This is a genomic window from Streptomyces sp. SP18BB07, assembly GCF_036322545.1.
GTDB classification, from domain to species: Bacteria; Actinomycetota; Actinomycetes; order Streptomycetales; family Streptomycetaceae; genus Streptomyces; species Streptomyces deccanensis.
On record NZ_JAQYWT010000326.1, the window covers coordinates 20,958 to 44,944 of the forward strand.

At 72.8% G+C, this 23,987-nt stretch carries 23 protein-coding genes and 1 pseudogene; 14 read left to right on the forward strand and 10 right to left on the reverse strand.

All coding sequences use genetic code 11. From position 1 onward, the window contains the following. Positions 1 to 27 precede the first annotated feature (27 nt). The 3 genes and pseudogenes from PUR53_RS25300 to PUR53_RS25310 all read right to left on the reverse strand — a co-directional run. Positions 28 to 456, reverse strand: a pseudogene (locus PUR53_RS25300) (CBS domain-containing protein); the annotation flags it as partial. Positions 457 to 546: 90 nt separating this feature from the next. Beyond that, positions 547 to 1,014, reverse strand: coding sequence for a DUF2795 domain-containing protein (locus tag PUR53_RS25305; RefSeq protein ID WP_329909730.1), 468 nt, complete (start codon positions 1,012 to 1,014; stop codon positions 547 to 549). Positions 1,015 to 1,086: 72 nt separating this feature from the next. Then, positions 1,087 to 2,895 (reverse strand): thiamine pyrophosphate-requiring protein, encoded by a 1,809-nt coding sequence (locus PUR53_RS25310; protein WP_329895098.1) that lies wholly within the window; start codon positions 2,893 to 2,895, stop codon positions 1,087 to 1,089. Between the two features lie 233 nt (positions 2,896 to 3,128). Here PUR53_RS25310 and PUR53_RS25315 point away from each other — a divergent pair, with 233 nt between their 5' ends. After that, positions 3,129 to 3,920 (forward strand): RNA polymerase sigma factor SigF, encoded by a 792-nt coding sequence (locus tag PUR53_RS25315; protein ID WP_329895099.1) that lies wholly within the window; start codon positions 3,129 to 3,131, stop codon positions 3,918 to 3,920. A 104-nt stretch (positions 3,921 to 4,024) separates the two neighbouring features. On the opposite strand, the gene PUR53_RS25320 is transcribed toward PUR53_RS25315, so the two are convergent. Then, complete coding sequence (locus PUR53_RS25320) at positions 4,025 to 5,137, reverse strand: PAS domain-containing protein (protein ID WP_329895100.1); 1,113 nt, start codon at positions 5,135 to 5,137, stop codon at positions 4,025 to 4,027. 110 nt (positions 5,138 to 5,247) lie between these two features. Between PUR53_RS25320 and PUR53_RS25325 the strand changes: the two genes are divergently transcribed. The 4 genes from PUR53_RS25325 to PUR53_RS25340 all read left to right on the forward strand — a co-directional run bounded on the left by PUR53_RS25325 (position 5,248) and on the right by PUR53_RS25340 (position 9,472). Further along, complete coding sequence (locus PUR53_RS25325; protein ID WP_329895101.1) at positions 5,248 to 5,964, forward strand: ANTAR domain-containing response regulator; 717 nt, start codon at positions 5,248 to 5,250, stop codon at positions 5,962 to 5,964. A gap of 322 nt (positions 5,965 to 6,286) precedes the next feature. After that, the gene (locus PUR53_RS25330) at positions 6,287 to 6,982 is read left to right on the forward strand and encodes a PT domain-containing protein (protein ID WP_329909731.1); all 696 of its coding nucleotides are present in this window, start codon (positions 6,287 to 6,289) and stop codon (positions 6,980 to 6,982) included. A gap of 202 nt (positions 6,983 to 7,184) precedes the next feature. Then, on the forward strand, positions 7,185 to 8,402 hold the full coding sequence (locus PUR53_RS25335; protein WP_329909732.1) for an aminotransferase class I/II-fold pyridoxal phosphate-dependent enzyme: 1,218 nt from the start codon (positions 7,185 to 7,187) through the stop codon (positions 8,400 to 8,402). Further along, positions 8,399 to 9,472 carry an MBL fold metallo-hydrolase gene (locus tag PUR53_RS25340; protein WP_329909733.1) on the forward strand — a complete coding sequence of 358 codons (1,074 nt, stop codon included), beginning with the start codon at positions 8,399 to 8,401 and terminating at the stop codon, positions 9,470 to 9,472. Before PUR53_RS25335 ends, PUR53_RS25340 begins: the two co-directional genes overlap by 4 nt. A 10-nt stretch (positions 9,473 to 9,482) precedes the next feature. Here the strand turns inward: PUR53_RS25340 and PUR53_RS25345 are convergent, their stop codons facing one another. Beyond that, the gene (locus tag PUR53_RS25345; protein WP_329895106.1) at positions 9,483 to 10,097 is read right to left on the reverse strand and encodes a DedA family protein; all 615 of its coding nucleotides are present in this window, start codon (positions 10,095 to 10,097) and stop codon (positions 9,483 to 9,485) included. 43 nt (positions 10,098 to 10,140) lie between these two features. Then, positions 10,141 to 10,914, reverse strand: a complete 774-nt coding sequence (locus PUR53_RS25350) for an MBL fold metallo-hydrolase (RefSeq protein WP_329895107.1) — start codon at positions 10,912 to 10,914, stop codon at positions 10,141 to 10,143. Positions 10,915 to 11,076: 162 nt separating this feature from the next. Between PUR53_RS25350 and PUR53_RS25355 the strand changes: the two genes are divergently transcribed. The 6 genes from PUR53_RS25355 to dnaK all read left to right on the forward strand — a co-directional run bounded on the left by PUR53_RS25355 (position 11,077) and on the right by dnaK (position 19,440). Beyond that, positions 11,077 to 11,592 carry a hypothetical protein gene (locus PUR53_RS25355; RefSeq protein WP_329895108.1) on the forward strand — a complete coding sequence of 172 codons (516 nt, stop codon included), beginning with the start codon at positions 11,077 to 11,079 and terminating at the stop codon, positions 11,590 to 11,592. Positions 11,593 to 11,830: 238 nt separating this feature from the next. Continuing rightward, positions 11,831 to 13,957 (forward strand): phage holin family protein, encoded by a 2,127-nt coding sequence (locus PUR53_RS25360; RefSeq protein WP_329895109.1) that lies wholly within the window; start codon positions 11,831 to 11,833, stop codon positions 13,955 to 13,957. Positions 13,958 to 14,053: 96 nt separating this feature from the next. Then, entirely contained in the window at positions 14,054 to 15,115 is a 1,062-nt protein-coding gene (locus tag PUR53_RS25365) for an ATP-binding protein (RefSeq protein WP_329895110.1), read from the forward strand. Continuing rightward, on the forward strand, positions 15,112 to 16,923 hold the full coding sequence (locus PUR53_RS25370; protein ID WP_329909734.1) for a vWA domain-containing protein: 1,812 nt from the start codon (positions 15,112 to 15,114) through the stop codon (positions 16,921 to 16,923). Before PUR53_RS25365 ends, PUR53_RS25370 begins: the two co-directional genes overlap by 4 nt. An 87-nt stretch (positions 16,924 to 17,010) precedes the next feature. Further along, on the forward strand, positions 17,011 to 17,436 hold the full coding sequence (locus PUR53_RS25375) for an OsmC family protein (protein WP_329895112.1): 426 nt from the start codon (positions 17,011 to 17,013) through the stop codon (positions 17,434 to 17,436). Positions 17,437 to 17,559: 123 nt separating this feature from the next. After that, the gene (gene dnaK, locus PUR53_RS25380; protein ID WP_329909735.1) at positions 17,560 to 19,440 is read left to right on the forward strand and encodes a molecular chaperone DnaK; all 1,881 of its coding nucleotides are present in this window, start codon (positions 17,560 to 17,562) and stop codon (positions 19,438 to 19,440) included. A gap of 58 nt (positions 19,441 to 19,498) precedes the next feature. Here dnaK and PUR53_RS25385 read toward each other — a convergent pair whose 3' ends face one another. After that, complete coding sequence (locus tag PUR53_RS25385) at positions 19,499 to 20,362, reverse strand: helix-turn-helix domain-containing protein (RefSeq protein WP_329895114.1); 864 nt, start codon at positions 20,360 to 20,362, stop codon at positions 19,499 to 19,501. Positions 20,363 to 20,578: 216 nt separating this feature from the next. Between PUR53_RS25385 and PUR53_RS25390 the strand changes: the two genes are divergently transcribed. Then, positions 20,579 to 21,022: a hypothetical protein gene (locus PUR53_RS25390; RefSeq protein WP_443078036.1), complete on the forward strand. Its 444-nt coding sequence runs from the start codon at positions 20,579 to 20,581 to the stop codon at positions 21,020 to 21,022. Positions 21,023 to 21,025: 3 nt separating this feature from the next. On the opposite strand, the gene PUR53_RS25395 is transcribed toward PUR53_RS25390, so the two are convergent. Continuing rightward, on the reverse strand, positions 21,026 to 21,877 hold the full coding sequence (locus tag PUR53_RS25395; protein ID WP_329895115.1) for a helix-turn-helix domain-containing protein: 852 nt from the start codon (positions 21,875 to 21,877) through the stop codon (positions 21,026 to 21,028). Positions 21,878 to 22,006: 129 nt separating this feature from the next. Between PUR53_RS25395 and PUR53_RS25400 the strand changes: the two genes are divergently transcribed. After that, positions 22,007 to 22,312: a 4a-hydroxytetrahydrobiopterin dehydratase gene (locus PUR53_RS25400; RefSeq protein ID WP_329895116.1), complete on the forward strand. Its 306-nt coding sequence runs from the start codon at positions 22,007 to 22,009 to the stop codon at positions 22,310 to 22,312. A 5-nt stretch (positions 22,313 to 22,317) separates the two neighbouring features. After that, positions 22,318 to 23,070, forward strand: coding sequence for a class I SAM-dependent methyltransferase (locus PUR53_RS25405; RefSeq protein WP_329909736.1), 753 nt, complete (start codon positions 22,318 to 22,320; stop codon positions 23,068 to 23,070). Here the strand turns inward: PUR53_RS25405 and PUR53_RS25410 are convergent. Beyond that, a complete protein-coding gene (locus PUR53_RS25410) occupies positions 23,030 to 23,506 on the reverse strand; it encodes a hypothetical protein (RefSeq protein WP_329895118.1) in 477 nt (158 codons plus the stop codon). The genes PUR53_RS25405 and PUR53_RS25410 overlap by 41 nt on opposite strands. Further along, entirely contained in the window at positions 23,503 to 23,985 is a 483-nt protein-coding gene (locus tag PUR53_RS25415; protein ID WP_329895119.1) for a hypothetical protein, read from the reverse strand. Before PUR53_RS25415 ends, PUR53_RS25410 begins: the two co-directional genes overlap by 4 nt. Positions 23,986 to 23,987: the final 2 nt, after the last annotated feature.

A 23,987-nucleotide genomic window follows, 5' to 3' on the forward strand; every position in this document is an offset into this window, starting at 1 on the left:
GCCCGGGCCGGTTCCGGAGAGCGGGGCCGATCCCGGCCAAGGGGCCGGGTCCGCTCGGCTGATGTGGGCGAGGGGCGAGTCGGGGTCCTGGGAGACGGCCAGGTCGCCGAGGCTGACCATGCCCACCGGGTGTCCGTCCTCCACGACGGGCAGCCGGCGTATCGCGTGGTCGCGCATCAGCTCGACCGCGGCGGACACGGCCTCGTCCGGACCGACCACGACCGGGTTCGGGGTGCAGACGGCCTGGGCGCTCACCGTCAGCGGGTCGGCTCCGTCGGCGACGGCCCGCAGGGTGATGTCGCGGTCGGTCAGGACCCCGATCATGTGCCCGTCGGCCGCGACGAGCACATCCCCGACGTCCTGGGCGCGCATCAACTGCGCCGCCTCCACGAGCGAGGCGTCCGGGCGGACCGCCACCACCCCTGGCGTCATGACTTCCCTCACGAACTCGGCCATGGTCTCCCGGCCTTTCGTCGCTCCGCCCCGACCGCGGGGGGCACGCCCGCGTCGGCGTGACCCTGCCCGCAGTACCCGAGCGCAGGGCGCCTATGTGTCCCCGTCATGTGCGGATTCCGTGGTGTCCGCCGGAGGCCGTGCGGCCCCGCCCCCGCTCTCCCCGGTCGTACCGCTGTCGTCGTCCTGCGCCTGGACCACGGCCTCCGCGAGCTGGTGGACCGAGTCGTAGCGCGCCTTGTGCGGCAGCCGCTCCAAGGGCGCCACGAGCCCGTCCGGGGCGTGCCGGTCCCGCAGGACCCGGATCAGCTCGGCGGGGCCCGCCGGGAACGACGTACGGCCCAGGACCCGGGCCAGGTCCAGCCGCAGTGCCTCCACCCGCGCGGGCGCCCGACTCGGCGTCACCGGCCCGTACGCCACCTCCGGGTCGTCCTCGGCGTAGGGCTCGGGGTCGTTCCACTCCTCCGTCCGGGTGGGATGCCCCGAACGGAGCAATCCCTGCAGTTCGTGCTTCATCTCGTCGTCGCGGTGGGCGCTCAGCCGGTCACTGCCTCGCTGCATGACTCCCCTCCAGATGGGTTGGTGGCCCCCCGCGTACCCGAACGCCCGGCACCGACACGGGGACCCGGCATCTCACGAAGGGCCGTCGTCCTTCGAGCGGGTGCCCGGCAGGAACTCCTGCACCTTCGCCTTGAAGCCCTGCTTGACCATGGACGCCCGGTCGGCGTCGCCCTTGAGGATCGACGCGGCCGTGGACTCCATCTGCTCCCAGGTCGCGTGCGGCGGGATCGGCGGCACCGCCGGATCGGTGAGGAACTCGACGACGGCGGGACCGTCCGCCGCGAGGGCCGCCCGCCAGCCGGCCTCCACGTCCTCGGGCTTCTCCACCCGGATGCCGGTCAGTCCCAGCGAGCGCGCGAAGGCGGCGTACTGGACGTCCGGCAGCTCCTGCGAGGGCAGGAACGACGGCTCGCCGCCCATCGCCCGCAGCTCCCATGTCACCTGGTTGAGATCGTGGTTGTTCCAGACGGCCACCACCAGCCGCGGATCCTCCCAGCGGTCCTGGTACTTGGCCGCCGTGATCAGCTCCGCCATGCCGTTCATCTGCATCGCCCCGTCCCCGACCAGGGCGATCGCCGGCCGGTCCGGGTGCGCGAACTTCGCGCCGATGGCGTACGGCACCCCGCAGCCCATCGTCGCCAGCGTGCCCGACAGCGAACCGCGCATACGCCCCCGCATGGTGATGTGCCGGGCGTACCAGTTCGCCGCCGAACCGGAGTCCGAGGAGATGATCGCGTCGTCCGGCAGCAGCGGATCAAGGGCGTGGGCCACCAGCTCCGGGTTGATCGGGTCGGCCGACAGCTCCGCCCGGCGCGCCGTCACCTCACGCCAGCGCGCCACCCCCGCGCACACCTCGTCGTACCACTCGCGACCCCGCTCCGGATCGATCAGCGGGATCAGCCGCTCCAGCGTCGCCTTCGCGTCCCCGACGAGGTTCACCTCGTACGGGTAGCGCATCCCGACCATGTGCGGATCGATGTCGATCTGCACGGCCCGCGCCTTGCCGAAGTCCGGCAGGAACTGCGAGTACGGGAACGACGAGCCGATCGTCAGCAGGGTGTCGCAGTCCCGCATCAGCTCGTACGAGGGGCGCGTGCCCAGCAGCCCGATCGAGCCGGTGACGTACGGCAGCTCGTCGCTCAGCGCGTCCTTGCCGAGGAGCGCCTTGGCGACACCCGCGCCGAGCAGTTCGGCGATCCGGGCCACCTCGGCGCGGGCCCCGGCGGCGCCCTGCCCGATGAGGATCGCGACCTTGTCGCCGGCGTTCAGGATCTCGGCGGCCCGCTCCACCGACTCGGTCGACGGCACTGCCGTCCAGGCCTCGCCGCCCAGGCTGGACGGGACCATCTTGAAGTCGTGGGTCGGCGCCGAGTACTCCAGCTCCTGCACGTCACCGGGGATGATGACGGCCGTCGGCGCGCGGCGGGCGTACGCCGTGCGGATCGCCCGGTCGAGGACGTTCGGCAGCTGCTCGGGCACGGTCACCGTCTCGACGAAGTCCGAGGCCACGTCCTTGAACAGGGTGTGCAGGTCGACCTCCTGCTGGTAGGAGCCGCCCATCGCGCTGCGGTGCGTCTGGCCGACGATCGCCAGCACCGGCACATGGTCCAGCTTGGCGTCGTACAGGCCGTTGAGCAGATGGATCGCGCCCGGACCCGAAGTCGCCGCGCACACCCCGAGCCGACCGGAGAACTTGGCGTACCCGACCGCCTGGAACGCGGACATCTCCTCGTGCCGGGACTGGATGAACCGCGGCTGGTCCTCGGCCCGGCCCCAGGCCGCGAGCAGCCCGTTGATGCCGTCCCCTGGGTAACCGAATACCTGTTCGACTCCCCATTCGCGCAGCCTCCGCAAGATGTGATCGGCGACGGTGGTGCTCATACTGGACCTCCCGGGGTGTGATCTCCCGAGCGAGTCACCCGCGGGCGGAATGGAAAACCCCGAATGTGTTTGCCGAGCATGATCCGGGGCAGGCGCATAACAGTGCTTCGGACAGGAGGCACGTCCGTGGAAGTGGCGATCTCTCGCTCACGGGTGTGCTGTCCATGAGCACGTCCGCGCCCCCACGGTGACCGTCCATCCCAGAGGCACCTTCCAGGGAGTTGCGACGCACCATGCGTACCCAGGCGAAGAAGCACCATCCGCACGACGACGCCCCCGACACCGCCGAGGCCTTCCGCCAGCTGGCCGCGCTTCCGCCCGGTCAACAGCGGGACACCCTGCGTGAGCAGATCATCGAGGCGTGGCTCCCCATGGCCGAACGGCTCGCGGGCCGGTTCCGCAACCGGGGCGAGAGCTACGACGACCTCCGTCAGGTGGCCTCGCTCGGCCTCGTCAAGGCGGTCGACCGCTACGACCCCGAGCTGGGCAACGCCTTCGAGAGCTATGCCGTACCCACCGTCACCGGCGAGATCAAGCGGCACTTCCGGGACCACATGTGGACCCTGCACGTGCCGCGCCGGGTCCAGGACCTGCGCAACCGCGTGCGGTTCGCCAGTCAGGACCTGTCCCAGACGATCTCCGGGCGGCGGCCCACCGTCGCGGAGATCGCGGCACACGCGAACATGAGCGAGGAGGACGTCCAGGTCGGACTGGAGGCCCTGGAGAGTTTCACGGCGCTGTCGCTGGACGCGGAGCTGCCGGGGAGCGAGGACGGCTACTCGCTGAGCGACGCGCTGGGGTCGGCCGATCCCGCGCTGGACACGGTGGTGGACCGGGAGGCCGTCAAGCCCCGGCTGGCCGCGCTGCCGGAGCGGGAGCGGGCGATCCTCTACATGCGGTTCTTCGGCGACATGACGCAGAGCCGGATCGCCGAACAGCTGGGGATCTCGCAGATGCATGTGTCGCGGTTGATCAGCCGGTGCTGTGATCGGCTGCGGGACCAGGTGATGAAGGACGCGGTGTAGCTCCGCCGGGTGGGCCGGGGGCGCCGTGGGGGTGGGGTGCGCTGTCGGCTGCGGGTCCGTCGTGGCTGGTCGCGCAGTTCCCCGCGCCCCTTACGGGGCGCTGCCTACGGGGCCCGGGTTTCCATTGCCAGGGCTATGTGGCGGGACATCGTGTCCATCGCCTGGGCCTCGGCCATCGAGAAGGCCAGGCGGGCGCCTGAGCGGAAGAGGGTCAGGACGCCCTTGACCGGGCCTTCCGGGAGCGCCAGCGGCACCGCTAGCAGGGAGGTCACGTCGGCCGTCACCAGGACCGGGGCCCCGGAGCCGTCGTGGCCGAAGGCGGCCGGGTCGGCGGGGCGGATCTGGAGAGCGGGGGAGCCGCCTCGGGCCGCCGTGACGACGAGGGGACAGGTGGCGGGGTCCTGGGACACCAGGAGCTTCGCCGCCTCCTCCGAAGGGGCCAGCACCGTCGAGCGCACGAGGCCGGGGGTCGTCGTGTCGGCGACCACCCAGTCGGCGAAGCGGCCGTGCAGGACACGGGCCGCACGGTCGAGGGCCGCGCCGGCGGGCGCCGTCAGCAGGGCTGTGGTCATCGCGTCGACGAGGTCCATCAGGGCCGCGTGACGGGTGGTCTCGGTGAGATTGGGCAACGGCCGCAGCGGCTCGACGGTCGGCATCCGGTGCCCGGCCGGCTGGAGGACGACCAGGACCGTGTTGCGCGGCTCGCCGCTGCCGGGGCGCAGCTTGGTGAGCGTGGCGCGGACCGGCAACGACGGGCGCTGCTGCAGATGGACAGTGAGACTGCGGTCCCCCTCGTCCCGGGCCACGGCGGCCGCCTGGGACCGGAACGCGCCCCGGTCGGAATGGGCGAGGAAACCGCTGAGCGGGCGGCCCGTCGCATAACCGGACTGTACGCCGGTGAAGGCGGTCGCGGCCCGGTTGAGGCGCCGCACCACCGTCTCGCGGTCCACCAACACCACCGGCAGCGGCAGACTTTGGAACACGGTCTTCAGCAGCTGGTGTTCCTGCGCGGCGGACGAGGTGCCGCCGACCGGCCCCGAGGCGGTCAGCCGCTCGTACCACGGCCACAACTGGTCCGCGACATGGTCGAGTTCGAAGAAGGCCGCGTCGAGGACCGTCGGGAGATCTCCCGTCGGTACCGAGCGTGCTGCCTTGAGCTCAGCGACACGGCGTACGAAATCCGCGAGTTCTTCACCGAATTCGTCCGTCTGCGTCATGCGACGAACGTAGCGCCTGACAGGCGGTGAGGGCACGGCCGGACCGAAAGCCGAAGATTCGTTTTCCGCGCGGGTGCGCGGGAAAGCGATCGGAGGAGGAGGCGTGCATCATGCCGGAAAGCGAACAACTCGGCCGTGTGGGCCGGGAGTCGGCGGAATCCGCACATCCGGGCAGGAGGCTCTCCGAACTCGTCGAGCAGGCCGCCCGCTGCACCCAGGACTGCTGCGGCGCCAGCGGCATGGTGTCCGACAGCGGCACCGAGCGGCCCGCCGCGGTCACCCACCCCGACCTCGCCGGACTCGTCGCCGTCCAACTGCGCTCGGGCCACGGACCGCTCCCGGCCGCGCTGGAACGCGGTGAACCCGTCGACTCCGCCGATCTGCTGCGGGAGGAACGCTGGCCGGAGTACCGGGCGGTGGCCCTCGACGCGGGCGTACGGTCCAGTATCACGCTCCCCTTCAGGCGCTCCGGGCTCACCGTGACCCTCAGCCTCTACAGCTTCCGCCCCCACGCTCTGGAGGACGCCCCGCACGGCCCGGCCCGCGCCCTCGGCGACCTCGCGGCGACCTGCATCGTCCGCGACCTCTCCTACCGGGCCGCCCTCACCGAACTCGACCAGCTCGGCGCCGCCCTGCGCTCCCGCCCCGTCGTCGACCAGGCCTGCGGCATGGTCATGCACGTCCTCGGCTGCGACGCGGACGCCGCGTTCACCGTCCTGCGCCGCATCTCCCAGGGCACCAACCGCAAACTCGCGGACGTCGCGTCGGCGGTGGTGGAGAAGCGGGGCAGGGGCCTGGAAAAGGAACTGGTCTCCCTCTCCGACTGAGCCGAACAGCACTGCGCCCCGTCAGAGGCACGGGGAACCGCGCGACCGGCCACGACTCCGACTGAGTCGAACAGCATCGCGCCCCAAAGGGGCGCGGGGAACTGCGCGACCGGCCACGACGAACCCGCAGCTGACAACCAACCCCACCGCCCCGGCGCCCACCGGCTGAACCCAGCGGAGCGAACCGTCACCCGGTCGGCCCTCCGTGTCCCGCGAATGGTGCCCGGCGGCGCGCGCCCCGCCGGGCTCGGCGCTCTGATGGACGCGGGGCACGGCGGTCGTGCCCCCACCCCCGCCGGAGCCGGCCGAAGGAGTCCCATCCATGCCCCCGCCCACGCGCCCGCCCACGCGCCGCAGAGCCCGTGTCCTGTCCGCCACCGCCCTGATCGGCGTCGTCCTGGGCGCCGCCGCCCCGATCGCCCACGCGGATCCCGCGGCCGAGGTGAACCCGCAGTCCGTCGAACCGGGCGGCACACTCACCTTCTCCGTCGCCTGCGACCCGACCGGCGGCACCGCCCCCGAGACCATCGACGCCAGCTCACAGGCGTTCGAACAGGGCACCGTCACGCTGCAACGCCTCCCGGGCGACGGCGACTCCGCCGCCGGCCCCTCCTACCAGGGCACGGCGAAGATCGCGCCCGCCGCCGACTTCGAGACCGGCGTCGACGCGGCGGCCCCGGCCACCGAGTGGGGCATCGACGGCACGTGCCCCGGGGCCCCTGGCGGCGAGGGCAAACAGTGGAGCGCCGCGTTCGACGTCTCCGTCGGCGGCGACCAGTCCTGGTCCACCCACCAGCCGAGCCACCAGCCCTCGCACCAGCCGACCCATCAGCCCACGCACCAGCCCTCCCACGACTCCACCTACCAACCGGCCCCGGTCCAGCGGGGCGTCCACGCGGGCGACGGCGGTGCCTTCACCGACTCCGTCCCCGCCATGGTCGCCGGTGGCCTCCTCGTCGCGGGAGCGCTCGGCGCGGCCGTGCACCGGCTGCGCCGCCGGAACCGTTGGACGCCGTGAGCGTGTGACCGGCGCAACCCGTGCCGGGGCCCATGGGGCGCGTGAGCCTGGGTACTGACAGGCCGAGGGTGCGCGCGACGCCTACCGTGTTCGACACGGCACGCCGACGCACCCCGACGCACGAGGGAGCACCATCGACATCCCGGAGCGATCCCGGAGGGGTGAGCGCCGGGCCACGCACCAGGAGCGGGCGGAGGCACATATGCGGCGGACGGATCCGGAAGGACATGGTCCGGTCCGCTACGGCCCGCCCCTTCCCGCCCAGGGACTGCCCGTCCTGCCCGAACTGGCCACCGTCCTGTCCGCCGCGGCGGGCCGCCCCGACCCCGTCCCGCTCGGTGGTGATCCCGCCCTCCTGGACGCCGCCTGCGGCTACTGGGACCGGCGCGGACTGGCCACCACCCGGGACCGGGTCCTCGCCGCCCCCGGCGCGCCCGCCCTGCTCCTCGCCCTGACCGCCGCGATCGGCGGCGACGTGCTGCTGCCGCGGCCGTGTGCCGCCTGGTGGGAGCCACAGGCGCGGGCGCTCGGGAGATCCGTCTTCCACGTGGCCACGCCCGCCGAGTGCGGGGGTGTGCCGGACCCGTACGCGCTCCTGGAGACCGTCCGCAGGATCCGGGCCGAGGGAGGCGATCCCCGGCTGCTCGTGCTGTGCGTCGCCGACGACCCGACCGCGACCGTGGCCCCGCCCGAACTGGTGCACGAGACCATGGAGGCGGCCCTGGGGGAGGGGCTGCACCTGGTCAGCGACGAGACCTGGCGCGACACCGTGCACGACCCGCACGACACCGTGCTGTTCAGCCCCGCCGAGATGGTGCCGGACCGGGTCACCGTCGTCGCCGACCTCGCCGGCGCCTTCCTGCCGGCCGGCTGGCCGGCCGCCGTCGCCCGCTTCCCGGGGAACGGGGGCGGTACGGGGCTGCGCGACCGGGTCCTGGACGTGCTCACCGCGCTGGGCGCCCGGGTCGCCACCCCGGTCGCGGCGGCCGCCGCCCACGCCCTCGACGAGCCCGCCCCCGTCACCGAACGGCTCGCCACCGCCGTACGCCTGCACGCGCGTCTCGCCGACGCCGCGCACCGGGCCGTGGTGGCCGCCGGGGCGCTCGCCCTGCCGCCGCGCGCCGGGCGGCATCTGTACGCCGACCTCGCCCCGCTGCGCTCGACCCTCGCCGGGTACGGCGTCGGTGACGCCCAGGAGGCGGAGGACTTCCTCACCGACCGGCTCGGGATGCCCGCGCCCGGCGGTCACCGGTTCGGGGACGACCTCGGGGCGCTGCGCGTCCGGCTGTCCACCGAGGCGTTCCTCGGCACCACCGACACGGAGCGCGCCCAGGCCCTGGCCGCGCCGGATCCCCTGGAACTCCCGCATGTGGAAAGGGCGTTGGCCCACCTCGGCGCGACCTTCGAGGACCTGCGATGACCCTCCCCTCCGAGTCGACCACCACCTCCACCGCCACCACCTCCACGACCACCTGCACTACCTCCACGACCACCTGCACCACCTCCACCACGACACCCCTCCCGCCGCTCGCGGAGCCCCGCCCGCTCGGTGAGCCGCGCCGTTGGCCGCGGTCGTTCGCCGACCGGCTCACCACGCCCCTCCCCGGGCTGAAGGCGTTCGCGCGGTTCGCCCGGGAGGGCTCGGTACGGCCCGGGGCCGACGGGCTCGCCGACGTCCCGCGACTGCCGTACGAGCCGGGCCCGTTGCCGAGGGTGGACGCCCGTACCGTGGCCGTCTCCTGGGCGGGGCACGCGAGTTGGGTGGTGCGGATCGGCGGGCTGACCGTCCTCACCGACCCCGTCTGGTCCCGCCGCATCCTGGGCACCCCGGCACGGATCACCCCCGTGGGCGTCGACTGGGACGCGCTGCCCCGCGTGGACGCGGTCGTCATCAGCCACAACCACTACGACCACCTCGACGCCCCCACCCTGGCCAGACTCCCGCGCGAGACCCCGGTGTTCGTGCCCGCCGGGCTCGGCCGCTGGTTCCGGCGGCGCCGGTTCGACCGGGTCACCGAGCTGGACTGGTGGGAGGCGGCCGAACTCGACGGCGTGCGCTTCGACTTCGTACCGGCCCACCACTGGTCCAAGCGCACCCTCACCGACACCTGCCGCTCCCTGTGGGGCGGTTGGGTCCTCACGGCCCCCGACGGCAGGCGTGTCTACTTCGCCGGCGACACCGGCTACGGCCACTGGTTCTCCCTCATCGGCCGCCGCCACCCCGGCATCGACGTCGCCCTGCTGCCCATCGGCGCCTACGACCCCCGCTGGTGGCTGAGCGACGTGCACTGCGACCCGGAGGAGGCGGTCCGCGCCTTTCAGGACCTCGGCGCCCGCCACCTGGCCCCCATGCACTGGGCCACCTTCGTCCTGTCGGCCGAACCGGTCCTCGAACCCCTGCGGAGGGTGCGGGCGGCGTGGCAGGCGGCCGGACTGCCGCGCGAGCACCTGTGGGACCTGCCGATCGGCGGCTCCCGCGTACTGGACTGACCGACGACTCTCAGCGGACGACGCGGCGCCACAGGCTCGGCGCCACACTGATCAGCACCGTCAACACGACGGCCGCCAGCACTCCTTCCCACGGCTCCTTGAACAGGGACCCGCCCAGGATGCCGATCAACTGGTACGTCACGGCCCACGCGAGGCACGCCGGCAGGTTCCCCCGGGCGAACCGCCGCAAGGGCATCTTCGCCAGCAGACAGGCCAGCATCACGGGGATACGCCCGGCCGGCATCAGCCGGGACAGCACCAGTACGGCCACCCCGTGGTCGTCGAGCTTGGCCTGCGCCTGGGTCAGCCGGTCCTCCGGCGCCCGGCGGCGGATCGCCTCCAGCCAGCGCGAACCGTTCTTGGAACCCATCCCGCGCCGCCCGAGCCAGTACAGCGCGATGTCCCCGAGGAACGCGGCGACCGACGCCACCACGAACACCATCAGCAGTGAGAGCGGCGCCGTCTGATGGAACGCCACCACGGCCGCCGAACTGACCAGTGCCCCGGTCGGCACCACCGGCACCAGCGCTCCGAGCAGCACCAGCAGGAACAGCGTGGGGTAGCCGATCGCCTGCTGGGTGGACGCGTACGGCACGGGGGTGCTCACGGCGGCCAGGACGATCACCGAGCCTCCCTCGCGACCTCGGTGACCCGCGTCGGCGGGCGTCTCATCGCGCCACCCCCGGTCGTACGCTCTCCCCGTGCCCCAGCCGGTGCACGGCCACCTCAGGAGCCCGTGCGGCGGCCAGGCGCACGAACTCCTCGCCGGGGGCGTGGAATTCATGGGGGCGCACGGCGTCCATGCCGATTGGCCAGTACGTGCCGTAGTGCACCGGAATCGCGCTCCGGGGCGCGAGCAGCGCAAGCGCCTCCGCCGCGCGCCCCGCGTCCAGATGCCCCTCGCCGAGGTACGGCCCCCAGCCGCCGACCGGCAGCAGCGCCACGTCGACCGGCCCGACCTCCTTGGACATCGTCTCGAACAGGCCGGTGTCCCCGGCGAAGTACGTCCGCGCCTCGCCCTCGACGACGAAGCCGAGGGCGGGCGAACGATGCGGCCCGACCGGCAGCCGCCGTCCGTCGTGCCGGGCGGAGACAACGCGTACGACCAGGTCACCGACCCTGACCTGGTCCCCGGGCACCGCTTCGGAGAGCCGCAGATGCGCCAGCCTGCGCAACCCCGGCACCTGGCGCGGCGCGCCCTTCGGCACCACGACCCGGGTCCCCGGGGCGAGCCGCGCCAGGGAGGGGACATGCAGATGATCGGCGTGCAGATGCGACACCAGCGCGACGTCCGCGACCGCGGCCTCCGGCGGAGGGGGCGCGCCCCGGCGCCTTCTGAGATGCGCGAGCCGGCGCGCGAACAGGGGGTCCGTCAGCACCCTCGTTCCCGAGTCCTCCACGGTGCAGGTCGCATGACCCCACCAGGTGATCTCCACCGGCACTCCGTTCGCCTCCTCCGCGCTACTCCCCCGAGCCTACGGGCTGGAGTAGGGTCTGCGGCCTGAGCCCGTCCGGCGGATCATGCCGTGGACGGGCATGCCGGTTCCGGCGTCCGCGGTTCGCTCCGCAGGACGGGGCGCGGACCCGGGGGAGGGGGGAACAGCATGGGAGACAAGGGAGACAGGAGCGGTGCCTCCGGCGTGGCGTGCCAGGACGCCGCTCATGGACGCGGCGCGGTGGCGGGGGGCGCGGCGGGACGCGGCCCGGCGGGACGTGGCGCCGTGGTGCGCGTCGCGGCGATAGCGAGCCTGACGCCGCTGGAGGAGCTGGAGGCGGATCCCTTCCTGGTCGACTCCCGCAGCCAGCACGCCATGTGCGCCCGCTGGGCGGCCGAGCGCGGCTACGTGGTGACGCGCGAGCTGCTCGTACGCGGTCTGCGCCCCGATCACTGCGCCCTCTGGGCCGATGTCGACGCCGGCCTGGTCGATCTCTTCGTCGCCCCCAGCCGCCGCGTCCTGGAACGCGCCCTGGCCTCCGTCGACGACTTCACCGCCGAGTGCGCCCGACGCGGCATCCGCGTCGAGACCGTCGGCCACGCCGAACCCGCCTACGACGCCCAGATGAAGGCCCACGTCCACCGCCGCCTGTCGATGCCGACGGCGGGCTACGACGGCCGCTGAGCGCCCCTTCAGGGGCGCGGGGAACTGCGCGACCAGCCACCGGTGACCCGCGGCCCGCGACGCACGGCAAGCCTCGGCCCCTGCCCGCCCCTCCCCGAGCCGTGCCCCCGTGCCACCCCGCAGTGCCACCCCGGCGCCCCCACCCCCTATGACAGGCTGACCCCAGGATCGTGACGGTAAAGGTGGCCAGAACGTGGGCGGTGGTCGTTGGCGGAGGGTGCTGAGCGGGATCTGGCGCATGCTCGCCGTTTGGGCGGTGTCCACGCTGACCATGCTCGTGCTCGCGGGCGCGCTGCCCGACTTCCGGCTCCGGTCCGAGAGCGATGAGAGCGCCACACAGATCGCCGTGACCGCGGCGTTCGGCGCCGGCGCGTTCGGTCTGCTGTCCTCGCTCGTGTGGCCGCTGCTGGTGCGGGCCCTGCTGCTGGTCCCGGCGCTCGTCCTCGGCCTGCTCGTCTTCTTCCTCAACGGCTCCCTGCTCCTCCTCGCCCTGCGGCTCAACCCCTCCGGCCAGGGCGCGGCCGCGCCCGAGACCGCCGTGGTCGTCGCCGCGGTGATGTCCGCCGTCGCCTCCGCCACCGGCGGTGCCCTCGCCGTGCGGGACGACGACGCCTACCGACGCCGGCTGTACCGTCTGGCCGACCGCCGCCGCAGGCACGCCGAAGGCCGCCCGGGGCCCGCCGGACCCGGCACCGTCTTCCTCCAGCTCGACGGCGTCGGCCACGACGTGCTGGAGGCGGCGACGGAGAAGGGGCTGATGCCGACCGTGGCCGAGTGGCTGGGCCTCGCGCCGCCGCCCGCGTCGGCCGGCACCGCCCGCCCCCGGCCCACGCACCGGCTCACCCCGTGGCGCACCGACTGGTCCAGCCAGACCGGCGCCAGCCAGCTCGGCATCCTGCACGGCACCAACCACGATGTGCCGGCCTTCCGCTGGTACGAGAAGGACACCCGGGAGGTGATGGTCTGCAACCGGCCCTCCAGCGCCGCGGAACTCCAGCGCCGGGCCGTCGACCGCACCGGCGACGGCGGTCTGCTGACCGTCGACGGCGCCAGCCGCGGCAATCTCTTCAGCGGCGGCGCCGAGCAACTCGCTCTCGTCCTGTCGATGGCGGCCCGCCGAGGGCGCCGGAACCGGTCCCGGGCGGGGTACTTCGCCTACTTCTCCGACCCGGCCAACGCCGTCCGCACCGCCATGTCCTTCGTCGCCGACGTCGTGCGGGAGATCGGCCAGTCCACCCGGGCCCGGTTCGCCCAGCAGCGGCCTCGCGTCGCGCGCGGCGGCCTCTACCCGTTCATCCGTGCCTTCGCGACCGTCATCGAGCGCGATGTGGTGGTCTCCGCGGTGATCGGGGACATGTTCGCGGGCCGCGCGGCGATCTACGCGGACCTGGTGGCGTACGACGAGGTCGCCCACCACTCCGGCCCGCACAGCCGGGACGCCGCGAAGGTCCTCGAACGCCTCGACCGTTCCCTCGCGCTGATCGCCCAGGTCGCCGAACACGCCCCGCGCGCCTACCGGATCGTTCTCCTCTCCGACCACGGCCAGACCCCCGGCGAGACCTTCCTCGGCCGCTACGGCCTCACCCTCGGCGACCTGGTCCGCGCCGGCTGCGGCCTGCCCGTCCCGCGCCGCGCCCAGCGCACCCACAGCGGCGCCGAGGCCCGTGCGGCGGTCCGGGCCGCGCTGCGCATCCCCGTCGAGGAGGGCGTCGAGGAGTACCGCCCCACCCGCCGCTCCGAGCCGATCACCCTGGCCTCCGGCAACCTGGGCCTCGTCTCCTTCCCGGACGTCTCCCACCGGATGAGCCGCGAGGAGATCGACGCCCGCCACCCCGCCCTGCTCTCCACCCTCGCCAACCACCCCGGCATCGGGTTCGTCCTCGTGCGCAGCGAGGAGCACGGCGGCGTCGTCCTCGGCGCGCACGGCGCGGAGATCCCGATCGACGAACTCAGCGACGAACACCCGGGCCCCCTGGCCGACTTCGGCCCCGGCGCCGCCGAAGCCGTACGCCGCACCCACGGCTTCCCCCACACCGCCGACATCATGGTCAACTCCTGGTACGACCCCACCGAAGGCGAGGTCCTCGCCTTCGAGGAACAGATCGGCTCCCACGGAGGCCTGGGCGGCTGCCAGTCCCGCCCCTTCCTGATGTCCCCCCTGGCCCTCTCCGAGCCGGTGGACCAGGACGAGGACCTGGTCGGCGCGGAGCACATCCACCGGATACTCAGAAGATGGCTACGGGAGGCGAACGGCCCCCAAGTACCCCTGGCCCACGGCAGCGCGCCCCTCAGGGACGCGGGGAACTGCGCGACCGGCCACGACGAACCCGCACCCGCCCCCGAACAGAACCCGGCAGAGGCATAGGCGCCCCGGCCCACAAAAAATTCGGCTGCGCTCCAGCGAAGCGGTCACCCACACTGTCCGCAACGTCCGCAGGACCAAACCCCTGGAGCCCACGCCTTGCAGGCAGCCGTCACCGTCACCCCCTCCCGTATCCCCGAGCTGCTGCTCGGCCTCGCCACCGTCCGCCCCGTCTTCGTCTGGGGCGCCCCCGGCATCGGAAAGTCCTCCCTCGTACGGGACTTCGCCGAGTCGCTGGGCCTTACGTGCGTGAGCCTCCTCGGTACGCAGCTCGCGCCGGAGGACCTGATGGGCGTGCCGCAGATCCGTGACGGCCGCTCCGTGTTCTGCCCGCCGGAGGCGATCGCCCGCGACGAGCCGTACTGCCTGTTCCTGGACGAGTTGAACGCGGCCACCCCGGATGTGCAGAAGGCCTTCTACTCGCTGATCCTGGACCGCCGTATCGGCGCCTACGAGCTGCCGAAGGGCTCGATCGTCATCGGCGCCGGCAACCGGGCCACCGACAACGCCCTCGCCCGTCCCATCGCCTCCGCGCTGGTCAACCGTCTCACCCACGTCCACCTCCAGGCGTCGGCCAAGGACTGGCTGGTGTGGGCGGAGGACAACGGCATCCACCCCTGGATCCTGGACCACCTCACCGACCGCCCGGACCACCTGTGGTCGAAGCCGCCGAAGAGCGAGGAGCCGTTCTCGACACCCCGCTCCTGGCACATGCTCTCCGACGCGCTGCACTCCTTCGGGCGCGACCTCGACGAGGAGACCCTGAAGGTCCTGGCGCACGGCACGCTGACGCCCGCGCACGCGGTGGCCTTCTGCGGTTACGTCAAGATCGTGCGCAGCCGGTTCGGTATCGAGGCGATCCTCAAGGGCGAGGCCGGCTGGCCGCACCGTCTGGAGGACCGCGACCTGCTGTACTACCTCGCCGACTCCTTCCGCGGCCGGCTGATCAAGGAACTGCCGGTCAGCAAGCAGCACATGTCGGCGAACGGGCGGCAGACCGCGTACCGCGCCAAGTCCCTGCTGGTGCGGCTCGCGGAGATCTCCGTCGAGGTCGCCCAGACCGTCATCGCCGACGACACCGACGGCAATCCCGTGCTGCCCGCGTGGTTCCTGGTCGAGGCGGCCCGCGACATGCCCCGGCTGGTGGAGGCCCGCCGGTGAGCACGGCCGGCGGCAGGCGGCAGGGCGGAAAGAAGACGAAGCGCGACCTCGCCGGTGAGGCGTTCGAGGCCGGGCTGGACGCCGTGCGGTACAACGCGGCGCTGCGGGCGGTCGGGTTCAGCGTCTGCCGCAAGGAGAAGTGCGATCTCGCGCCCCGGGAAGGCCTCGTCCGGGTCGACTCCGAGGGCGTGCTGCACGCGCACCCCGACCGGCTCGCCGCCCCCGACGCCTGGGCCTGGGCCATCGCCCACGCCGCCGTCCACCTGGGCTTCGGGCACGTCCCGGCGGCGCAGGGCGTGCGGACCCAGCCCGACCGGTTCGACCTCGCCGCCCGCTGTGTCGCCGTCAACCGGTTCCTGCTCACCTTCCCCGTCGGCCTGACGCCCGAGAACCTGCCCGCCCGCTACCCGGACGGCGACGAGGAGCGCCTCGCCGCCCGCTGGCGCCGGGACGGGCTCCCGGCGGCGTACGCGCGCTGCGGGACGGCCGGTGGCGAGCCCGACCAGTTCCTGCTGTCCTGGCCCAAGTGGCGCGGTACGCCCACGGACTGGCAGCTCGCCTTCGCGCACGCCCTCACCCGCACGATGTCCGCCGCGATGGACATGGCAGGGGGACGCCGCGCGTCCCTGGACGACGAGCCGACCCTCAGGCGGCCCTGGGAGAAGGCGCTGAGCTGGTTCATCTCCTCCTACCCGCTGCTCGGCGGCATCGCGGCCGGTATCCGCGTCGTCGCCGACGTCGAACTCGCTCACGCCCACGGCATCTCCATCGCGGCCGTCGACGCGCAGGCGGGGGAGATCTACATCAACCCGCTGCGCCAGTTCGACGACGAGGAGTGGCGCTTCATCCTCGCCCACGAGATGCTGCATGCCGCCCTGCGCCACGGCGACCGCTGCGGCACCCGCGACCCGTATCTGTTCAACATCGCCGCCGACTACGTCATCAACGACTGGCTGCGCGAGATGCGGGTCGGCACGATGCCCGAGGGGCTGCTGTACGACCCCGAGCTGTCCGGGCTGTCGGCCGAGGAGGTCTACGACCGGATTGCCGGCGACCTGCGCCGGATGCGCCGGCTCGCCACCTTGCGCGGAAAGGGCGCCGGTGACATCCTCGGCGGCCCGCTCGGCTCGCCGCGCGACTACGTCGACCTCGACGAGTTCTACCGCCGGGGCCTCGCCCGGGGCTTCGATCTGCACGAGCGGCAGGAACGCGGCCTGCTGCCCGCCGGTCTGGTCGAGGAGATCCGCGCCCTCAGTCATCCGCCCCTGCCCTGGGACGCGCAACTCGCGCGCTGGTTCGACGAGTTCGTGCCCCGCCCGCAGGCCGTACGGACCTACGCGCGCCCTTCGCGCCGTCAGTCCGCCACCCCCGACATCCCGCGTGCCGGACGGTACTTCCCGCCCGAGGAGATCGCCCGTTGCACCTTCGGCGTCGTGCTCGACACCTCCGCCTCCATGGACCGCACGCTGCTCGGCAAGGCGTTGGGCGCGATCGCCTCGTACGCCGCGGCCCGTGACGTACCGGCCGCCCGGGTCGTCTTCTGCGACGCGGCTCCGCACGACGCGGGGTTCGTGCCGGTCACCGAGATCGCCGGGCGGGTGCGGGTGCGTGGGCGCGGCGGTACGGAGCTGCAGCCGGGCGTCGATCTGCTGCACCGCGCCGAGGACTTCCCGCCGCGCGCGCCGGTCCTCGTCATCACGGACGGCTGGTGCGACGTGCTGCGGGTGCGGCGGGAGCACGCGTATCTGATTCCACAAGGTGCTCGCCTGCCGTTCACCGCGCGGGGGCCGGTGTTCAGGGTGAGATGAGCCTCGGACCCGCCGGAGTGTGATCGGATGGGGGCACGGAACCCGGCGACGGGACTCCGGCATCATGACCCACAGAAAGGACTCACCGTGGCCACCACGCGCACCGCACACACCGTCTGGGAAGGCGAGCTGCTCAAGGGCACCGGCACCGTCACCTTCGACTCCTCCGGCATCGGTTCGCAGCCGGTGTCGTGGCCGTCGCGCGCGGAGCAGGCGAACGGCAAGACCAGCCCCGAGGAGCTGATCGCGGCCGCCCACTCCAGCTGCTTCTCCATGGCGCTCTCCCACGGCCTCACCGGCGCGGGCAACCCGCCCACCCGCCTGGAGACCAAGGCCGACGTGACCTTCCAGCCCGGTGAGGGCATCACCGGCATCCACCTCACCGTCCGCGGCGAGGTCCCCGGCCTGGACGAGGCCGGCTTCCAGGAGGCGGCCGAGGGCGCAAAGAAGAACTGCCCGGTCAGCCAGGCCCTGACCGGCACGACGATCACGCTGACGGCCGAACTGGTCTGACCGCCTGCTTCGTGCGCCCCGTCTCCGCCCCGTTGACAAGAACCCACTCAAGTTTTGTGCTGGTGGTGGGAACACTTGGCGGACCTCGCGGATCCTTGTGGACTCCGCTGGAAGGGGACGGCGATGGGGCGTGCGGTCGGGATCGATCTCGGTACGACGAACTCGGTGGTGGCCCTGCTGGAGGGCGGTGAGCCGACCGTCGTCGTGAACGCGGAGGGGCAGCGGACCACACCGTCGGTGGTGGCCTTCGCCAAGAACGGCGAGGTGCTCGTCGGCGAGGTGGCCAAGCGGCAGGCCGTGACGAACGTGGAGCGCACCGCGCGCTCCGTCAAACGCCATATGGGCGACGCGAGTTGGCGGTTCCCGGCGGAGGGCTCCGTGGACGGCACCCGCTACCGGGCCCAGGAACTGTCCGCGCGTGTCCTGCAGAAGCTGAAGCGGGACGCCGAGTCGTACCTCGGCGAGGACGTCTCGGACGCCGTCATCACCGTGCCCGCCTACTTCGACGACGCGCAGCGGCAGGCGACCAAGGAGGCGGGGGAGATCGCGGGCCTGAAGGTCCTGCGGATCATCAACGAGCCCACGGCCGCGGCCCTCGCGTACGGCCTGGACCGGGGCGAGGAGCAGACCGTCCTCGTCTTCGACCTCGGCGGCGGCACCTTCGACGTCTCCCTCCTGGAGATCGGCGACGGGGTCATCGAGGTGAAGGCCACCAACGGCGACACCCGGCTCGGGGGCGACGACTGGGACCAGCGGGTGGTCGAGCACCTCGTCAAACGGTTCCAGGGGAAGCACGGTGTCGATCTCGGCCGCGACAAGATGGCGTTGCAGCGGCTGCGCGAGGGGGCGGAGCGGGCCAAGATCGAGCTGTCCAGCTCCTCCGAGACGTCCATCAACCTCCCGTACATCACCGCGTCCGCCGAGGGGCCGCTCCACCTGGAGGAGGGCCTGACGCGCGCCCAGTTCCAGGAGCTGACCGCCGATCTGCTCGACCGCTGCCGGACACCGTTCCACCAGGCCGTCAAGGACGCGGGGGTGAAGCTCGCCGCGATCGACCACGTCATCCTCGTCGGCGGTTCGACGCGGATGCCCGCCGTGAGCGACCTGGTGCGGGAACTCACCGGCAAGGACCCGCACAAGGGGGTGAACCCCGACGAGGTGGTGGCGGTCGGCGCCGCGCTCCAGGCGGGCGTCATCCGGGGCGACGTGAAGGACGTGCTGCTCCTCGACGTCACCCCACTGTCCCTGGGCATCGAGACCAAGGGCGGCATCATGACGAAGCTCATCGAACGCAACACCACGATCCCGACCCGCCGTTCGGAGATCTTCACCACGGCCGCCGACAACCAGCCCTCGGTCGGCATCCAGGTCTACCAGGGCGAGCGGGAGATCGCCGCGTACAACAAGAAGCTGGGCGTCTTCGACCTCACCGGGCTGCCGCCGGCGCCGCGTGGCGTCCCGCAGATCGAGGTGGCCTTCGACATCGACGCGAACGGCATCATGCACGTCTCGGCGAAGGACCTCGCCACCGGCCGCGAACAGAAGATGACGGTGACCGGCGGCTCCGCGCTCCCCAAGGACGACATCGACCGCATGATGCGGGAGGCCGAGCAGTACGCCGACGACGACCGCCGGCGCCGTGAGGCCGCCGAGACCCGCAACCACGCCGAGCAACTCGCCTACCAGACCGAGAGGTTCCTCCGCGACAACGAGGAACGGGTCCCCGCCGACAGCAGGGCCGAGGTGGAGGCCGCGGTGGCGGAGGTGAAACGCCTCCTGGAGCACCCGGAGGACATCGCCCCCCTCCGCACCGCCACCGACCACCTCACCACCGTCAGCCAACGCATGGGCCAGTCCATGTACGCCGCGGCGGCCGCCGGCCGGGCCGACGCACCGCCCCCCGGCCCCGCCGAGGCCGGGACGGCGGACGGGACGGAGGACGGGACCGTGGTCGACGCGGAGATCGTGGACGAGGAGAAGGGGCCGAAGGGAGGGGCGGCGTAGGCTTTCCGGGGCCGAACCGGCTGCGGGCGGCGACTGCGGGCGGCGGTGGGGTGGAGGTTCAGTACCGGTCGCGGTAGCGCTTCAGGATGTCCCTCGTCGCCTCGGCGGACGCGGCGTGCGCCGCCATGTGGTCGAGGACCTCGAGGTGGAGGGAGACCTCTTTGCGGGAGTCGAGGTAGAGGGCGCCGGAGAGGTACTCGGTGTAGACCATGTCGGGGAGTTCGGGTTCGGCGAAGCGGAAGAGGGAGAACGGGGCGTAGGTGCCGGGGTGCGGGCCGCTGGCGAACTCGCAGACCTGGAGGATCACATGGTCCTGCTCGGTGACGTCGAGGAGCCGGTCGATCTGGTCGCGCATGACCTGGGAGCGGATGCTCACCGGCCGCGTCAGGGCCGTCTCGTCCATGATCACCCATAGGTGCGGCGGCTTCTCCTGGGTGAGGAGCTTCTGTCTCGCCATCCGCAGCGACACATGCCGTTCGATCGTCTCGGGACCGGTCTGCCCGACCGTCCCGGCCTCCATCACGGCCCGCGCGTACTCCTCCGTCTGCAGCATCCCCGGCACGAAGTGCGGCTCGTACTGCCGGATCAGATGGGCCGCGCCCTCCAGGCTGACGTACACGCTGAACCAGTCGGGCATCACGTCGTGGAACCGCTGCCACCAGCCCGGTTTGTTCGCCTCCTCGGCCAGCGTCACGAACGCGGCGACCTCGTGCTCGGCGACCCCGTACGTCGTCAGCAGCACCTGGACGTAGGGGATCTTGAGCGCGACGTCGGCGGTCTCCATGCGCCGTACGGTCGCCGGGGCGACCCGGAGGACGCGTGCCGCCTCCTCGCGCTTGAGCCCGGCGGACTCCCGCAGTTCCTGGAGCCGTCTTCCGAGCACCACCTGACCCACGGTGGGCGCGGCCCGCCGCTCACTCACGCCACGCCTCCCCACGCGCCGAGATACCCCACCAGTCTGTCATGCCCCGGTGGATCTCTCACAGGGGTGACCGGAAGACAATGCTCCGGCGGACTCCGGTACGGCGACCCCCGCAGGGTACGGGAGCCATGACCTCGGAGGTAATCGACCGCCGTACACCCCGCGAGGCAAGGTGAGGTCACCGCCCACCCACCACCTCGACGGAGCGTGACTGCCATGTCTATGACCATCCAGACCGCCAGGCTCGCCGTGCTCGCGCGGAGCGCCGACCCCCGCACCATGCTGCGCCGCTTCCTGGCCGCCGACGCGGCGGTGACCGGGGCGAACGGGCTCGCCTACCTTCTGGCCTCCGGCCCCCTCGGCCGCTTCCTCGGCGTCGACTCCGGGCTGCTCGTCGGGCTCGGCGCGTTCCTCTCGGCGTACGCGGCGGGTGTCGCCCTGCTGGCCGCGCGTGAGCGGCCGCCGACGCTGCCCGTCCGGGCCGTGATCGAGGCCAACCTCGCCTGGACGGTCCTCAGCCTCGTCGCCCTGGCGCTGTGGCTGACGCCGAGCACGGCGGGCGCGGTGTGGACGCTGCTCCAGGCGGTCACCGTGGCCGGGTTCGCGGCCGTCCAGTACCTCACCCTCCGTGCGGCCGGGAAACGAACGGACGCCGGGTGAGCGTCAGGACATCAGCGCGTGCAGGTACTTGACCGTCGCCGGGTCGGCCGGGAGGAACGTCTCGATGGCCAGCTCGGCCACGGTCACGTCCATGGGGGTGTTGAAGGTGGAGACCGAGGAGACGAAGGACAGCACCCGGCCCTCGTGCTCGATCCGCATCGGCAGCGCGAACCAGGCACTCGGCTCCGCGCCGGCCCCCGCGTCCCCGCCGGGCTCGGCCTCGGGCGTGCCCGGCGGCAGCGGATACGCCGCCACCTCCTCGTACAGCACCCGCAGCGGCTTCGAGCGGTGCAGCGCCACCTGCCGTTCCATCTGCTCCAGCAGGTGCCCGCGCCAGGCGCGCAGATTGCGGATGCGCGGCGCCATGCCCTCGGGATGCAGCGTCAGCCGCATCGCGTTGAGCGGCGGGACGAGCAGCGACTCGGGGATCCCGTCGAGGAGCATGAGGATGCCCCGGTTGGCGGCCAGGACGTCGTACGTCGCGTTCATCACCAGCGCCGGATACGGCTCGTAGCCCTGGATCAGCCGCTCCATGCCCTCCCGCAGCGCGCCCATCGACGGATCGTCGAGCGGGGTCTCCGGGTAGTGCGGGGCGTAACCGGCCGCGAGCAGCAGCGCGTTCCGCTCCCGTACGGGTACGTCCAGGTGCTCGGCGAGCCGGAGCACCATTTCCTCGCTCGGGCGGGAGCGGCCCGTCTCGACGAAGCTGACGTGCCGCGCCGAGGAACCCGCGCGCAACGCCAACTCCAGCTGGCTGACCCGCCGTTGCTCCCGCCAGGCGCGCAGCAGCGGGCCCACGCCCTGGTCGGCGGGCGCCGTGGGACGGCCCGGGGTGCCGGTCGGGACAGTGGTCATGCCCACAACGTAGCCGAGCCGATCGAGGTGTGGCGGGTCCGGGCTCCTGACCAGGGACTCGGCGGTCCGTCTGTGGCACGCTGGGAGGGACCGCACCTCACGGAGGGGACGTCCCGGAAGGAGTCGGCCATGCCCGTCGAACCCTTGTCGCAGAAGGAGATCGAGGACCGGCTGGCGGAGCTGCCCGGCTGGTCGCTGGACGGGGGCCGGATCGCCCGCTCCTACCGGCTGGACTCGCACTTCGCGGCGACCGCGCTGGTCGTGCACATCGCCCAGACCCAGGAGGAGCTCGGCCACCACTCCGACCTCACCCTCGGTTACGACACGGTGTCGCTGACCGTCCACACCCACAGCGCGGGCGGTGCCGTCACCGAGAAGGACTTCGAGCTGGCCCGCAGGGTGGAGGCGCTCGCCCCCGGCCACGGGGCGAGCTGAGGCGGGTGCTGGACTACGACAAGGAGGCCGGCGACTACGACGCCCTGCGCGGCGGCGAGCCCCGCGCCGAGGCCGCCGCCCGCGCCGTGCTCGGCCTCGTGCCCGAGGGCGCCCGCCGTCTGCTCGACATCGCCTGCGGCACCGGGATCGTCACCCGGCGGCTCGCGGCCGCGCGGCCCGGGGCACGGGTCACGGGGGTCGACCTCACGTACGCGATGGCGAGCCGGGCCGCCGCCCGGCTGCCCGGCTCCGTCGTGATCGGCGACGGCCGCCGACTCCCGTTCCGTGACGCGGAGTTCGACGCCGTCACCAGCGTGTGGCTGCTGCATCTGCTGGGCGGCCCCGAGGACGTACGGGCCGTGGTCGGGGAGTGCGCCCGGGTGCTCCGCCCCGGCGGTGTGTACGTCACCACCGTCGACAAGGCGGCCTCCCACAACGTGGGCAGCGACATCGACGCGGTGCTGGCCCCACGGCCCCGAGCACCGGCGATGGACCCCGCCGGGGCCGTCGAGAAGTACGCCGGCGAACACGGTCTGCGGGCCGCCGGGCAGGCCCGCTTTCCCGGGCGCGGCCAGGGCCGCAGCCCCCGCCGCACGGTCGCCGACCTGCGCCGGGGCTGGTTCGTCACGCTGCCCCCGGGCGATCCGCTGGCCGACGACTTCGCGCTGCGGCTCGCGGCCCTGCCCCACCAGGATGTGCCGCGCCCGGACCCGGAGTTCACCCTGCGGGCGTTCCGGAAGGCCGTCGGAACTCCATGATCCAGTTGGTCAGCCAGGTCGCCCCCTCGTCCAGGGAGAACGCCTGCTCCCAGCGGGCCGAGGACTCGGACGTCTCCGACCACACGAAGCGCACCCGCACGTGCCGGTCTCCGTGGGTGTCGTCGCCGTAGAACTCTCCCCGGCCTGCCTCGAAGCGGCCCGTGACCGGCGGGAACAGCGTGCCGGTGCGGCTGGAGGCCCAGCTCAGCGACCAGGTCCGCGCCCGCGTGTCGAACAGCCGCAGGGTCAGCCCCTTCGAGCCGAGGTGCGGCATGTCGATCTCGTCGATGTTCGCGGCCCCGTCGAAGAGCGGCCGGCACCAGCTGGTGGAGGTGAACTCCTCCCACGCGCTGTCCGGGGTGAGGAAGTCGGTGCGGCGGCGGTGGTGGGCCTCCCACTCGCCGTGGAAGAAGTCGAAGTCGTGCGGGCTGCTCATCGGTGGCCCCCGGTGGTGCCGGCGGGCAGGGAATCGGTCAAGTAGGCCTCCAGGTCGGGGAGTTCGGGGGCGAGGATGTGCCGTACCCAGGCGTCGCGTTCGTGCTGGATCGGCGGGAGTTCCCAGACACAGCCGATCCAGGGGCGGTCGGTGGCGACGAAGTGGGTGGGGTCGGTGTCCGGGCAGCCGAGCACCGGCTGGCCCGCCGCCGCGCCGGCGAAGTGCAGGACGTTGTCCCACACCCAGCTGTAGACGTTGAGGTAGGCGCCGGTGTCGCCGCCCCGGTGCAGCACGACGAAGGTCGCGGGCGGGGTCGTGGCGTCGGGCTCCGGCAGCAGGTCCGGCAGGAGCGCGTACGCCGCCTCCGCGACCTCGGGCGCGAGGCCGGCCGGATCCGCGGTGACGTGGTAGCGCTTGATCCGCCGACCGGCCACCTCGACGGGCGGCGGCACGGTCAGCAGTTTCTCGGTGAAGGGCATGG

Coding starts and splice junctions, on each gene's coding strand:
- PUR53_RS25305 (WP_329909730.1), bottom strand. CDS start 1,014: ATGCAGCGAGGCAGTGACCGGCTGAGCGCCCACCGCGACGACGAGATG.
- PUR53_RS25310 (WP_329895098.1), bottom strand. CDS start 2,895: ATGAGCACCACCGTCGCCGATCACATCTTGCGGAGGCTGCGCGAATGG.
- PUR53_RS25315 (WP_329895099.1), top strand. CDS start 3,129: ATGCGTACCCAGGCGAAGAAGCACCATCCGCACGACGACGCCCCCGAC.
- PUR53_RS25320 (WP_329895100.1), bottom strand. CDS start 5,137: ATGACGCAGACGGACGAATTCGGTGAAGAACTCGCGGATTTCGTACGC.
- PUR53_RS25325 (WP_329895101.1), top strand. CDS start 5,248: ATGCCGGAAAGCGAACAACTCGGCCGTGTGGGCCGGGAGTCGGCGGAA.
- PUR53_RS25330 (WP_329909731.1), top strand. CDS start 6,287: ATGCCCCCGCCCACGCGCCCGCCCACGCGCCGCAGAGCCCGTGTCCTG.
- PUR53_RS25335 (WP_329909732.1), top strand. CDS start 7,185: ATGCGGCGGACGGATCCGGAAGGACATGGTCCGGTCCGCTACGGCCCG.
- PUR53_RS25340 (WP_329909733.1), top strand. CDS start 8,399: ATGACCCTCCCCTCCGAGTCGACCACCACCTCCACCGCCACCACCTCC.
- PUR53_RS25355 (WP_329895108.1), top strand. CDS start 11,077: ATGGGAGACAAGGGAGACAGGAGCGGTGCCTCCGGCGTGGCGTGCCAG.
- PUR53_RS25360 (WP_329895109.1), top strand. CDS start 11,831: ATGCTCGCCGTTTGGGCGGTGTCCACGCTGACCATGCTCGTGCTCGCG.
- dnaK (WP_329909735.1), top strand. CDS start 17,560: ATGGGGCGTGCGGTCGGGATCGATCTCGGTACGACGAACTCGGTGGTG.
- PUR53_RS25390 (WP_443078036.1), top strand. CDS start 20,579: ATGTCTATGACCATCCAGACCGCCAGGCTCGCCGTGCTCGCGCGGAGC.
- PUR53_RS25395 (WP_329895115.1), bottom strand. CDS start 21,877: ATGACCACTGTCCCGACCGGCACCCCGGGCCGTCCCACGGCGCCCGCC.
- PUR53_RS25400 (WP_329895116.1), top strand. CDS start 22,007: ATGCCCGTCGAACCCTTGTCGCAGAAGGAGATCGAGGACCGGCTGGCG.
- PUR53_RS25410 (WP_329895118.1), bottom strand. CDS start 23,506: ATGAGCAGCCCGCACGACTTCGACTTCTTCCACGGCGAGTGGGAGGCC.
- PUR53_RS25415 (WP_329895119.1), bottom strand. CDS start 23,985: ATGCCCTTCACCGAGAAACTGCTGACCGTGCCGCCGCCCGTCGAGGTG.